This window comes from Mycobacterium sp. NGS63 (assembly GCF_059812295.1).
In genome coordinates this window covers 81,071-93,834 of the sequence record NZ_JCALCJ010000002.1, presented here as the reverse complement: position 1 = coordinate 93,834, position 12,764 = coordinate 81,071, and the positions used below count along the sequence as shown (strand labels likewise).

At 67.8% G+C, this 12,764-nt stretch carries 9 protein-coding genes; 7 read left to right on the top strand and 2 right to left on the bottom strand.

Annotated features, from left to right (window positions below; genetic code table 11):
• Positions 1 to 57 precede the first annotated feature (57 nt).
• From AC5Y4Z_RS03810 to metE, 4 genes are all read left to right on the top strand, one after another.
• Positions 58 to 1,338 (top strand): TetR/AcrR family transcriptional regulator, encoded by a 1,281-nt coding sequence (locus AC5Y4Z_RS03810; RefSeq protein ID WP_499961005.1) that lies wholly within the window; start codon positions 58 to 60, stop codon positions 1,336 to 1,338.
• A 77-nt stretch (positions 1,339 to 1,415) separates the two neighbouring features.
• Positions 1,416 to 2,258, top strand: coding sequence for an SDR family oxidoreductase (locus tag AC5Y4Z_RS03805; RefSeq protein ID WP_499961004.1), 843 nt, complete (start codon positions 1,416 to 1,418; stop codon positions 2,256 to 2,258).
• A 160-nt stretch (positions 2,259 to 2,418) separates the two neighbouring features.
• Positions 2,419 to 3,063, top strand: a complete 645-nt coding sequence (locus AC5Y4Z_RS03800; protein ID WP_499961003.1) for an SDR family oxidoreductase — start codon at positions 2,419 to 2,421, stop codon at positions 3,061 to 3,063.
• A 171-nt stretch (positions 3,064 to 3,234) separates the two neighbouring features.
• Positions 3,235 to 5,505: a 5-methyltetrahydropteroyltriglutamate--homocysteine S-methyltransferase gene (gene metE, locus AC5Y4Z_RS03795; RefSeq protein ID WP_499961002.1), complete on the top strand. Its 2,271-nt coding sequence runs from the start codon at positions 3,235 to 3,237 to the stop codon at positions 5,503 to 5,505.
• Positions 5,506 to 5,571: 66 nt separating this feature from the next.
• Here metE and AC5Y4Z_RS03790 read toward each other — a convergent pair whose 3' ends face one another.
• Positions 5,572 to 7,296: a DUF3556 domain-containing protein gene (locus tag AC5Y4Z_RS03790; RefSeq protein WP_499961001.1), complete on the bottom strand. Its 1,725-nt coding sequence runs from the start codon at positions 7,294 to 7,296 to the stop codon at positions 5,572 to 5,574.
• Between the two features lie 88 nt (positions 7,297 to 7,384).
• Between AC5Y4Z_RS03790 and AC5Y4Z_RS03785 the strand changes: the two genes are divergently transcribed.
• Together AC5Y4Z_RS03785 and AC5Y4Z_RS03780 are read left to right on the top strand one after the other, a co-directional pair.
• Positions 7,385 to 7,603 (top strand): hypothetical protein, encoded by a 219-nt coding sequence (locus AC5Y4Z_RS03785; protein ID WP_499961000.1) that lies wholly within the window; start codon positions 7,385 to 7,387, stop codon positions 7,601 to 7,603.
• Between the two features lie 90 nt (positions 7,604 to 7,693).
• Complete coding sequence (locus tag AC5Y4Z_RS03780; RefSeq protein WP_499960999.1) at positions 7,694 to 9,619, top strand: hypothetical protein; 1,926 nt, start codon at positions 7,694 to 7,696, stop codon at positions 9,617 to 9,619.
• A 47-nt stretch (positions 9,620 to 9,666) separates the two neighbouring features.
• Here the strand turns inward: AC5Y4Z_RS03780 and prpD are convergent, their stop codons facing one another.
• Positions 9,667 to 11,166 carry a 2-methylcitrate dehydratase PrpD gene (gene prpD / locus AC5Y4Z_RS03775; RefSeq protein ID WP_499961788.1) on the bottom strand — a complete coding sequence of 500 codons (1,500 nt, stop codon included), beginning with the start codon at positions 11,164 to 11,166 and terminating at the stop codon, positions 9,667 to 9,669.
• A gap of 116 nt (positions 11,167 to 11,282) precedes the next feature.
• Here prpD and AC5Y4Z_RS03770 point away from each other — a divergent pair, with 116 nt between their 5' ends.
• Positions 11,283 to 12,692 (top strand): FAD-dependent oxidoreductase, encoded by a 1,410-nt coding sequence (locus AC5Y4Z_RS03770; RefSeq protein WP_499960998.1) that lies wholly within the window; start codon positions 11,283 to 11,285, stop codon positions 12,690 to 12,692.
• Positions 12,693 to 12,764 lie beyond the last annotated feature (72 nt).

Here is a 12,764-nt window from a genome sequence, read left to right as displayed (position 1 = left end):
AGGACGGATGCGTATGGTGGCGAATCCGCCGTCGTCCGGATCCGCGCGCCGTTGATCATGGCCAAGGCCGAGTCGTTGCGCGCCAGCGGCACAGCGGATTTCGGGTCGCGCCGCACCGAGATCCTGCAGACCGCCGCGTCGCTGATCGCCTCCACGGGGCTGCGGACGTCGCTGCAGGAGATCGCCGACGCGGCCGGCATCCTGCCCGGCAGCCTGTACCACCATTTTGAGTCCAAAGAGGCCATCCTGGTCGAACTGATCCGCCGCTACCAGGAGGACCTGGAAAGCATCGGCCGGACCGCCCAGGCCCGGCTGGACGAGCCCGATTCGCGGCCCCCGTCGGAGCGGATCGTCGAGCTGGGCAAGGCGATCGCCAACTGCGCGGTGCGGCACGGCGCCGCCCTGCAGATGTCGTTCTACGAGGGGCCCAGCGACGACCCGGAGCTCATCAAGCTGACCCAGCAGCAGCCCCTGGCCGTTCAGGAGGCGATGCTGCAGACGCTGCGCGCCGCCCGCTGGAGCGGCTACATCAAGCCCGACATCGACCTGCCCACGCTGTCCGACCGCATCTGCCAGACCATGCTGCAGGTGGGGCTCGACGTCATGCGCCACAACTCGCCGGCCAACCAGGTGGCCGAGCTGCTGTGCCGAATCATCTTGCAGGGCTTGGCAACCCGGCCCCTCACCGATGCGGCGCTGGACCGGTCCAACGCCTTCGCGGCCGCCAAAGACGTCATCGCCACCTGGGCCGACGACGGCGACACCGATCCCGACGACAAGGCCGCCCACGTCCTCGCGGTGGCCCGGACGGAATTCGGTCGCCGCGGGTACGAGGTGACCACCATCCGAGACATCGCGTCCGCGGCGGGTCTGGGCACCGGGACCGTCTACCGGGTGATCGGCTCCAAGGACGAGCTGCTCGCGTCGATCATGGAGTCCTTCGGGCGCAAGGTTGAGGCCGGCTGGGTCGCCGTGCTGCGCTCGGACGCCACGGCGATCGAGAAACTGGACGCGCTGAGCTGGGTCAACGTCAACGCCCTCGACCGCTTTTCCGACGAGTTCCGGATCCAGCTGGCGTGGATGCGCCAGTCCCCGCCGAACACGCCCAACCCCGGCTGGCTGTACGCCACGCGGCTACGGCAGATGAAATCGCTGCTCTCCGAAGGGATCCGGTCCGGCGAGATCGGCATCGACGCCCCATCCACGACCATGCTGGCGCGGTGCCTCATCGGCCTGCAGTGGATCCCGGAGAACATCCTCCGCGCGATCGGTAAGCGCGCCGCGCTGGTGCACGCCCGCGACACCGTGCTGCGCGGCGTCGCGGTCCGGGGCAATTAGGTATTGAACCTAATAACTGTTCTACATACAGTAGGGCGACTAGAATCTCATTGGCAGATAGCGAGAAGGGGATTTCCATGACCATTGTCGATCGCTTGCGCTACGACGGCAAGCGTGCGCTGGTTGTCGGGGGCGCGACGGGCATGGGCGCCGCCGCGGCCAAGTCGGCGGCCGAACTCGGCGCCGAAGTCATCGTGCTGGACTACGCGCCGGTGGACTACAAGGTCGCCCAGTCCGTCCAGGTAGACCTGCGCGACCCCGCGTCCATCGATTTTGCGCTCGAGCAGGTCAAGGGTCCCATCCACGCGGTGTTCTCCGCCGCCGGCGTCGCCGACGGAACGATCGACCTGATGAAGATCAACTTCATCGGCCACCGTCACCTGATCGACCGCCTGCTGGAAAAGGACCAACTGCCCAACGGATCGGCCATCTGCTTCATCTCCTCGGTCGCCGGCATGGGCTGGGAGAACGACCTGGACCTGATGCTGGACTTCCTGGCCACGCCGGACTTCGCGGCGGCCGAGGCGTGGTGCCAGGCGCACGAGGCCGAAGGGATCAACCACTACGGCACCAGCAAGAAGGTGATCAACACCTACGTGGCGACCCAGGGCTACCCGCTGGCGAAGAAGGGCATTCGCATCAACGCGATCTGCCCCGGCCCGACCGACACCCCCCTGGCCCAGGCCAACGCCGACCTGTGGCTGTCCTTCGCCCAGGACTACCGCGACGAGACCGGCTCCAAGGTGCACACGCCCGAGCAGATGGGCGACGTGATGGCCTTCCTCAACAGCGAGGCGGCCTGCGGCGTCAGCGGCGTCACCCTGCTCGTGGACTCTGGCCACACCATGGCCTCGATGACCGGCGCCTACGCGCCGGGCAAGCCGATCATCGACATCATCATGGGCAAGGTGAAGCTCTAGCGGCGATCGCGAGCACAGATCGCGTGTGATCTGGTGGCTTCGAGTGTGCGTGTAGGGCGGGATTCGGGGTCTGTTTGCCGCCCTAGGCTCACAACGAAAGCCACGGCTTCACAGTCGGCGTCCCGGCCTGGCGCGGCGTGGCGGCGCTAGTGTTGCGGGCATGGCTCGCATCGTCGTCATCGGCGGACACGGCAAGGTCGCCCTGCAGCTCGCCCGCATCCTGACCGAACGCGGCGACGAGGTGAGCTCGGTCTTCCGCAACCCCGGGCACTCCGACGACGTCGCGGCCACGGGCGCAACGCCGGTGGTGGCCGACGTCGAGCGCCTCGACACCGATGAGCTGGCCGGCCTGCTGACGGGCCACGACGCGGTCGTCTTCTCCGCCGGGGCGGGCGGGGGCGACCCGGCGCGCACCTACGCCGTCGACCGCGACGCGGCGATCCGGGTGATCGACGCCGCGGGGCGCGTCGGCGTCAAGCGGTTCGTGATGGTGTCCTACTTCGGCGCCGGCCCCGATCACGGTGTGCCGGAGGGTGATTCGTTCTTCCCGTACGCGGAGGCCAAGGCGGCCGCGGACGCGCACCTGCGCTCCAGCGGCCTGGAGTGGACGGTGCTGGGGCCGGGGCGGCTGACGATGGAGCCTGGGACCGGGCGCATCGCGATCGACGAAGCGAAGGGTTCGGTCTCGCGCACGGACGTTGCCGCGGTCGCCGCCGCCGCGCTGGCGGACGACTCGACGGTCGGCCGAACCATCGACTTCAACAACGGTGACGTCCCCATCGCCGAGGCGCTCCGGCGACGTTAGTAACGCCAAGGAACGACCGCCGTCACAAGCAGTGCCGGGCGCGCCGCGTCCGGCGGCCTATAGCCTCGTGGAATGGGCGTTGGGCCGTTGCCGTTGTGGCTTGTGTGCCCCGTCGGAATCGGCTGCGCGTCCGCCGGCGGTGACCCATCCGTCGAGTGTTAGGACGACAACGTGACCGCTCAAGCATTCACCGCCACCGTCACCGGCTCCCCCCGCATCGGGCCCAACCGCGAACTGAAGCGCGCCACCGAGGGCTACTGGGCCGGGCGCACCGACCGGGCCGAACTCGAGTCCGTCGCCGCGACCTTGCGCCGCGACATGTGGTCCCAGCTGGCCGCCGCGGGCCTGGACTCGGTGCCGGTGAACACCTTTTCGTACTACGACCAGATGCTCGACACCGCGGTCATGCTCGGCGCGCTGCCGGCGCGGGCGCGCGACGTCCCCGACGAGCTGGACCGCTACTTCGCCCTCGCGCGCGGCAACGAGGCGATCTCTCCGCTGGAGATGACGAAGTGGTTCGACACCAACTACCACTACCTGGTCCCCGAGATCGAGCCCGCGACGAAGTTCGCGCTGAACCCGGCCAAGGTGCTGTCGGAGCTCAAGGAGGCGCTGGGGCAAGGGTTTCCGGCGCGCCCGGTGATCATCGGGCCGATCACGTTCCTGCTGCTGAGCAAGGGCGTTAACGGCGCCGGCGCGCCGATCGATCGGCTGCAGGAGTTGGTGCCGTTGTACTCGGAGTTGCTCGCGCTGCTCGCCGACAACGGCGCGCAGTGGGTGCAGCTCGATGAGCCCGCGCTGGTGACCGACATCTCCCCCGACGCGCCCGCGCTGGCCGAGGCCGTCTACAACGCGCTGGGTGCGGCGAGCAACCGGCCCGCGATCCACGTCGCCACCTACTTCGGCGACCCGGGCGCGTCGCTGGCGGGGCTGGCCCGCACACCGGTCGAGGCCATCGGCGTCGACCTGGTTGCGGGCGCCGACGTCACGCTGGCCGGCATCCCGGAGCTGTCCCCCAAGCTGCTGGTGGCCGGCGTCGTCGACGGGCGCAACGTCTGGCGCACCGACCTGGAGTCGGCGTTGACCAGGCTGGCCGCTGTAGCGGATTCGGCTGCTACCGTGGCGGTTTCGACGTCGTGTTCCACGATGCACGTGCCGTACTCGCTCGATCCCGAGACCGGCCTGGACGACGCGCTGCGCAGCTGGCTCGCGTTCGGGGCCGAGAAGGTCACCGAGGTGGTGACGCTGGCGCGGGCATTGCACGAGGGGCGCCACGTCGTCGCCGAGGCGATCGCGGCCTCGAACGCCGCGGTCGCCTCCCGCAGGCGCGACCCGCGGCTGCGCAACGACGCGGTGCGCGCCCGGATCGACTCGATCGTCGCGTCGGGCACCCAGCGCGGCGACGCGGCCCAGCGCCGCGCCAGCCAGGAGGCCCGGCTGCATTTGCCCCCGCTGCCGACAACGACGATCGGCTCCTATCCGCAGACGTCGGCGATTCGCAAGGCGCGCGCGGCTTTTCGGGCCGGCGAGATCGACGAGGCCACCTACGTCGCCAAGATGCGCCAGGAGATCGCCGACGTCATCAAGCTGCAGGAGGAGCTGGGGCTCGACGTGCTGGTGCACGGCGAGCCGGAGCGCAACGACATGGTCCAGTACTTCGCCGAGCAGCTCGAGGGCTTCTTCGCCACGCAGAACGGCTGGGTGCAGTCCTACGGCAGCCGCTGCGTGCGCCCCCCGATCCTCTTCGGCGACGTGTCCCGGCCCCACCCGATGACCGTCGAGTGGATCACCTACGCGCAGTCGCTGACCGACAAGCCGGTGAAGGGCATGCTGACCGGGCCGGTGACGATCCTGGCGTGGTCGTTCGTCCGCGACGACCAGCCGCTGGCCGACACCGCCAACCAGGTGGCGCTGGCCATCCGCGACGAGACCGTGGACCTGCAGGCCGCGGGGATCGCGGTCATCCAGGTCGACGAGCCCGCGCTGCGCGAGCTGCTGCCGCTGCGCCGCGCCCAGCAGGAGGACTATTTGCGTTGGGCCGTAGGGTCTTTCCGGTTGGCCACCTCCGGCGTCGCGGACTCGACGCAGATCCACACCCACCTGTGCTACTCGGAATTCGGTGAGGTGATCGGGGCCATCGCCGATCTGGATGCCGACGTCACCTCCATCGAGGCCGCCCGCTCACACATGGAGGTGCTCGACGACCTGAACGCGGCCGGCTTCGCCAACAGCGTCGGCCCCGGCGTCTACGACATCCACTCGCCGCGGGTGCCCGGCACCGGCGAGATGGCCGAGTCACTGCGCGCGGCGCTCAGAGCCGTACCGGCGGAACGGCTTTGGGTCAATCCCGACTGCGGGCTGAAGACCCGCAGCGTCGACGAGGTGACCGCATCGCTGCGGAACATGGTCGCCGCGGCCCGCGAGGTGCGGGCGGGCGCCTAGTCCTGGCGAGCAGACGCAAAAGCCCGCGACACGCCGGCCATGCGGGGGCTTTTGCGACTGCTCGCGCTATTGGGTGACCACCTCGACGGGCAGGTCGTCGGCCCAGGGCTGGCGGGTCACCATGTCGGCGACGCGCACGACGCCGCGCTCGAACTCGCCCGTCGCGGCGTCCACCAGGCGGTAGGTCTGGGTCTGCCGGTGGATGGGCTGCGCGTCGAGCAGGACGACGCGCACCTCACCCGGCTCGAAGTGGCAGCGCTCCTGCATGGCGGCGATGAGTTGCTCGTTGTGCATGTGGCCGTCGCCGAAGTTCCAGCCGATGGCGGTGCTGCAGATCCGCTCGCCGTCGGTGATGACGTAGTCGTCCTCGTTCTGACCGGCCATCGCCCGGTGCGCCAGCGTGAACAGGGCGCGGCCGTGGGTGTTGAACCCGCGGAACGCATACCCCATGTAGATGGGGATCTGCGCGGCCTCCGGGCTGCCGTAGAACCGTTCCAGCTGGGCCTGCGGCATGCTGGCGATCGCCACGATGCCCCGGCCGATCTTCTCGTTGGCCGATCCCTTGATGCACCACAGCGTGGTGTCCCAGTTGCCGGCGTAATACCGCATGCCCGGCAGGAACGAGATCTTGCGCGGGAACATGTTGCCCAGCAACACGATTCCCGCGATGACGACGAACAGGATCACCACCACCACCGGGTGCCTCAGGTCGGCCAGTCCCAGGCGGGCGTGCGCGACGAACAACGACAGCACGCCGAAGATCATGAACACGTTCCACTCCAGCGGCACCCCCATCGGGATCGACACCAGGATGCCCAGGTGGAAACACACCATCACGAAGGCGGCCACCGTGATGGGCCAGCCGCCGTGGCAGAAGAACAGCGGCAGCGGCACCAGCATCTCGATGGCGGTGCTCACGTGGGCCAGAAAACGCGACAGCCGCCCGGGCCGCAGGTCGTCCGGGAACTTCTCGAAGAAGCGTCTTTTCAGCCAGCGGGGCCGCACCAGTGGGTTGTTGGACATCATCGTGGAGATGACGAACGGGAAGTGCTTGTTGAGCTTCGACGTCGCCGCGCCCATCCAGATCACCAGGAACACCACTTTGGACCCGACGATCATGTCGACCCCGCCGAACAGGAACGTCACCGCCATCGTGGCGTAGACCTCGCCGCGGGCGGCCAGGAAGATCACCTTGTCGCGCAGCCCGAGCACGCCGAGGGTGAGCAGGATCAGCACCACGCGCCACGTCGGGAGCAGCCCGACCGTCGTGCCCAGTTCGGGCACCGGGCCGGTCCCGTCGGAGAACAACGCCCACAGCGTCATCACCAACAGCGCCGCATACAACAACACGTCCACCGGGCGGCGCGCGGTGCCCCGGGTCAGCGGGACGCGATCCGGCCACGGGGGCAGCCGGATGGTGCCGAACCGCATCCAGTACAGGATCGAGCCCAGCGGTGGGAAGAACCGGTTGTTCAACGGCCCGAAGCCGCAACCCAGCCCGACGACCTCGAACAGCATCGTGTAGAGCACGACCTTCTCGAAGACGATCGGCTCGGACCACCAGTGCGCGACGTTGGTGAAGCCGCCCAGTCCGTTGGTCGCCGAGGCGAACAGCCAGCCGCCGAGGATGTAGAGCAGGATCTTGACGACATAGAACAGGTGCAGGACGACCGGCGTGCCGAAGCCGACCTCGGCCCAGTGCCGGGCCATCGGGCGGATCTTCTCGCTGCGCGTGCCCTTGCTCCATGCATCGAAGTCGACCTGGGGCAGCTCGGGCTTGAGAAATCCCATGGTTTGACAGATTAGAACGTGTTCTAGCCGCGTGGCATGGGGTGGGCGGAAACTTGGCCGGCGAGTCCCGCGCGAGGATACTTCCCCCATGAGCGGACTTCGATTCGGCGTCGTCGCGACAATCGCTGCTTTTTCATCGATCGCCGGGGTCGGTGTCGCCCGGGCCGACGTCCCCGGGCCTGGCGACGCCTGCACCGTGCTGCACGCCACCGCCCAGGACGTCAACGGCCGGACGATGTGGTGCAACCCCACGATGACCGGCAATCACAGCCTGGTGTGGCAGTACGGCGGGCCGTCCACGCCTTAGCCATATCGTGGCGCGGCGACTCGCCGCGGAATAAGATCCCTTTCGTCTCAATGAGTTTGCCCGCAACAATGGTCCGTCACGAGGGAAATCATGTCCAAGCTGTTCCGGGGCAGATTGTGGGTAGCGGCGATGATTGTTGTTCTCACCGCCGCTTCATGCTGTTCGCCTTCCGAGCGGACAGATGCCTGTCCCGGCCCGTCCGAGGAGGCCGCGACGCAACCCGCCGCCGACGCGGATGCGGGCTCGGGTATGGACGACATGCAGACGGCCAAAAAGCCGACCCAGGCCTGCGCCTTAATCAACCTGGCCGAGGATGATCCGGCGCCGCCGCCGTTGTACCCCTTCGTCGGAACCGCGCATTGGCCCGTGCCGTCGGGCCAGTCGTATTTTGATCAGGGCCTACAGTTCTTTTTCGCGTTCAACAACCGCGAATCCCTCAGGGCATTCCGCGCGGCGGCGGATGAGGCCGAGAGTGCTGGTCGTCGTTGCTCGGCATGCTACTGGGCCCAAGCGCTCCCCCTGGGAGTCGACATCAATATGCCGAAACAATCCGAACCCGACCGCAAGGCCGCGAGAGACGCCCTGCACCGCGCCATCGATGCGGATCCAAGTGCTAAGGACTGGGAAATCATCCGGGCCTTGTTCGAGCGCTACCAGGATTGCACCGTCAACGACCCGAGGCAGTGTCAGCGGCTTCGCAACCAAGCCTATTACCGCGGCATGAAAAGGGTGCTGGACGAGTTCGGCAGCGACGACCCCAATGTCATCACGCTTTTCGCCGATGCGGCCATGAACCTGACGCCCTGGAATTACTGGGACGAAAACGGAAATCCGATCACCGAGTGGAGCGGGCCGCTCGGGCAGGCACGGGCTGCTCTCGAGAAGGCGCTGGACTTCGGCCGGTTCCCGCAAAACGAAGGACCCGTCCACTGGTATATCCACCTGATGGAGGGGTCGCGCACGCCACGCAAGGCGAGACCATACGCGGGCCTGCTGGCGTCATTGGCGCCGAATGCAGGTCATCTGGTCCACATGCCGTCGCACATCTATTACCGCCTCGGGGAGATGCAGAACGCAATCTGGGCCAACAAGAAAGCCATCGACGCGGACGAAGCGTATTTTGCCAAGGAGGAGCTGTATCGCCCGAACGACGACCGCTATAGGTACGACTACTACCTCCACAATATTCATTTCCTCCTCGCCGCCGCGGTGTTGAGCGGCGACAGTCAGGACGTCGACCCTTATGCGAAGAAGCTGTTGGATTCGGCGCCCGACAAAGGGAAGGGAAGCGCTTCGGACAGATACCGCACCATCTACTACCTCACAAGATTGAATTTCTCCAGCACGGCGGACATTCGTCAGTTCCCGCAACCGGATTCTTTCGACCAGCAGCCGCTCGCAAATATCGCCTATGACTACACGCAGCTGATGGCGGATATCTGGGACGGAAATCGTTCCAGTAAATGGGCCGGCACATTCGGTGCCGACCTCGCAAGATATCGTCAGGATGCAGCCGACGAGGGCGAACAAAACCGGGACTGCAATCCTCCCGCGACGGGCGCCCAGCTCCCCAAAAATTACAAGGGCCTCTGTCTGGCCGCGATCCTGGATGAGCTGGGCCACGCCCGCACCGCCGCCTTGAACGCCAAGTGGGACGAAGCTTTCGACCGTGCGGACCGCGCCAGGGCGATCGAGGACACCCTGCCGTACAAGGAGCTTCCCGTATGGCTCTATCCCACGCGCCAAACCCTGGCCTCGATCCTGATCCGGAGGGCGGACCCGGCCCGACACGATCTGGACACGGCCAAGCGGCTGCTGTTGGAGAGCCTGAATAGACTCCCGGGCGCCGATCCCGACCAAGTCCCGACGGGAACTTTTCCCGGAAACGGTTGGGCTTTTTACGGGCTGTGGGAGGTCGCGAAGAGAGTCAGCCCGGCTGACGTCAACCAGGCCACTATGGATCTCAACGCCCACTGGTTCGGGACCGACAAATTCCGAAACCTCGACCGCATGTAGGTCGGCGGCCGTTAGCCGCACTCAAAGCCACAGCGCCGCAACGTAACTCAGTAAAAGATGCCCGGTGGCGTCGTCGGCGCGGCTTTCAGTACCGCGGGGTCGATGACGATATTCAGCGCGTCCACCGCCTCCAGCGTCGACAGGTCGTCCACAGCGGACAGGAACCGCCGCTGCTCGGCGGGATCCACGACGCCGTCGGCCAGCGTGGTGAACTTGTCGACGTACTGCCGACGGCCAAAGGGCCTGGCGCCCAACGGGTGAGCGTCGGCGACGGCGAGCTCGTCGACGATCACCTCACCGCTGTCGAGGGTGATCTCGGCGCGCGCGCCGAACGCCTTCTCCGCCGGGTCGCCGGCGTGGTAGCGGCGGGTCCACTCGGGGTCCTCGACAGTGGTGATCTTGCGCCACAGCGCGATGGTGTCGGGGCGGTGTGCCCGTTCGGGCGCGTAAGACCGCTCGTGGTGCCACGCGCCGTCCTGCAGCGCGACGGCGAAGATGTAGGGCAGCGAATGGTCGAGCGTTTCTCGCGACGCGTCGGGGTCGAATTTCTGCGGATCGCCCGACCCGGTCCCGATCACCACGTGGGTGTGGTTGCTGGTGTGCAGCACGACGGCCGCGATCCTATCGAGGTCGCCGACCCGCGCACGCATCCGCCGGGCCAAATCGATCGGGGCCTGGCTCTGGTACTCCGCCGAGTGCTCCTTGGTGTAGCTGTCCAGGATGGCGCGCTTGGGTTCGCCCGGCGCCGGCAACGGCACGCGGTACTCACATTCGGGTCCGCCCAGCAGCCGGGCGATCACGCCGTCCTCGCCCTCCCAGATCGGGGCCGGCGACCGCTCGCCGCGCATCGCCCGGTCGACCGCCTCGATGGCGACCTTTCCGGCATGCGCGGGCGCGAACGCCTTCCAGCTGGAGATCGAGCCCTTGCGGGATTGCCGGGTGCTGGTGGTCAGGTGCAGCGCTTGGCCGACGGCGTGATAGATCGTCTCGGTGTCCAGCCGCAGCATGGTGCCCAGGCCGGCGGCCACCGAGGGGCCCAGGTGCGCGACGTGGTCGATCTTGTGCTCGTGCAGGCAGATTCCGCGGGCCAGGTCGATCTGGATCTCGTACGCGGTGGCCATGCCGCGGATCAGGTCGGCGCCGCCCACGCCGAGCTGCTGCGCGACCGCGACGAGCGGGGGGATGTTGTCGGCGGGATGCGCGTACTCCGCGGCCAAAAACGTGTCGTGGAAGTCGAGCTCGCGCACCGCGACGCCGTTGGCCCAGGCCGCCCATTCGGCGGAGTAGGCGCCGCTAAGGCCGAAGACCCGGGCCCCGCGTGGGCTGCGGTGCGCCAGCGCCTGCGCGCGGGCCACCGTGACCGGACGGCGCAACACGGCCGCGGCGCTGACGCCGGCGTTGTCGATGATCCGGTTCGCCACCATCCCCGCGGTTTCCGGCTCGACGGCGACCGGGTCGGCGGCCACGTCCGCGATCTTGGCGGCCAGGTGTTCGGCGCGCGGGAAGTCGTCGGCGCTGCGCCGCGCCCGGACCGTGCGCACCAACATGATCACCGCCGAGAAGCTCGGATATGAGGTAGTGCACTACCCTATCGGCGCCCGTCGCGGCCCCGCATGCTGATCCGCAGTGATTGACCCACAGTCGCGCTGAAAGGTGTGTCGCAATGCCGGTATTGGGTGAGCGGGCGGTGGTTTTGGGAGCGAGCATGGGCGGGCTGCTCGCCGCGCGGGTGCTGGCCGACTTCTTCGGGGACGTCACAGTATTCGAGCGCGATGAGCTCTCAGACGATCCCGTCAACCGCCGGGGGGTGCCGCAGGGACGGCACGTGCACGCCCTGCTGCCGCGCGGCGCCCACGTTCTCGACGAGCTCTTTCCCGGGCTGCTCGACGAGCTGGTCGCCGCCGGTGCGCCGGTGTGGGACGACGGCGACCTCACCAAGGGCTACTTCTCCTACAACGGCCGCCGGGTGCTGAAGTCGGGAGCGCTGGCCGCCGACCCGCAGGAAATGGCGCTGTATATGCCGAGCCGGCCGCTGCTGGAATGCCACGTCAGGCGGCGCCTGCGGCAGCTGGGGAACGTCACGGTCCACGCCGGCCGCGACGTCACCGAATTGACCGCGGCCCCGGACCGCAGTCGCATCACCGGGGTGCGCGTGGCGCACCGCTCCGGTGGCGGTCCGCAGGAGATGACGGCGGACCTCGTCGTGGACGCGATGGGCCGCGGCGCCCACACGCCCGCCCTCCTCGAGAGCCTGGGTTATGGGCGACCGGCCGAGGATCACATCACCATGCACACGACCTACGTGAGCCAGGCGCTGCGGATCCCACCCGGCACGCTGCACGAAATGCTGGCGCTCGTCAGCCCCGCGCCGGGGCGGCCCAAGGGCATGTTTTTGGTTGGCTACGAGCGCGACACCTGGATTTTCACGGTCTACGCGCTGGCCGGACACGAGCCGCCGCGGGACCTGGACGGCATGCTGTCCTACGCGCAGGAGTACGGGCCGGCCCACTTGCTGGCGGCGGTGCGCGCCGGCGCACCCGTCGGGCCCGTGGTGCAACATCGCATGCCGTCCAGCCAGTGGCGACGCTACGACAAGATGCGTCGGCTCCCCGACGGCCTGCTGGCCTGTGGCGACGCGATCTGTAGCTTCAATCCTATTTACGGCCAAGGAATGTCGGTCGCCGCGCTGGATGCCGTGGCGCTGCGGGACTGTCTGCGTCGGGGCGTCGCCGACCTGCCCAGGCGGTACTTTCGCGCCACGGCCAAGGCGATCGGTGTGGCGTGGAGGACCGGGGCCACTTCCGACCTGGCGTTCCCGGAAGTCCAAGGGCGACGGACACGCTCGATGCGGATGACCAATCGGCTGGTGGAACGCGTGCTGGCCGCTTCCGAGTCCGATGTCATGATCGGCACCCAGTTCTTCCGGGTCACCGGGCTACTCGATCCGCCCACGCGCCTGCTGCGCCCGTCGTTCCTCTACCGCGTGGCCGCCGTCAATCGGCGTGATGCGCAACGATCCTCGCAGTCCGGACAGGACGTCGATCTGGCGTCCAGCGGTTCGACGCTCCCTTAACCGACGAATCCGCGCGAACACCTACCGCCGGTACCCCGTGGGTGTAGTTTGCTGCTGGGACGAAACCAGCTG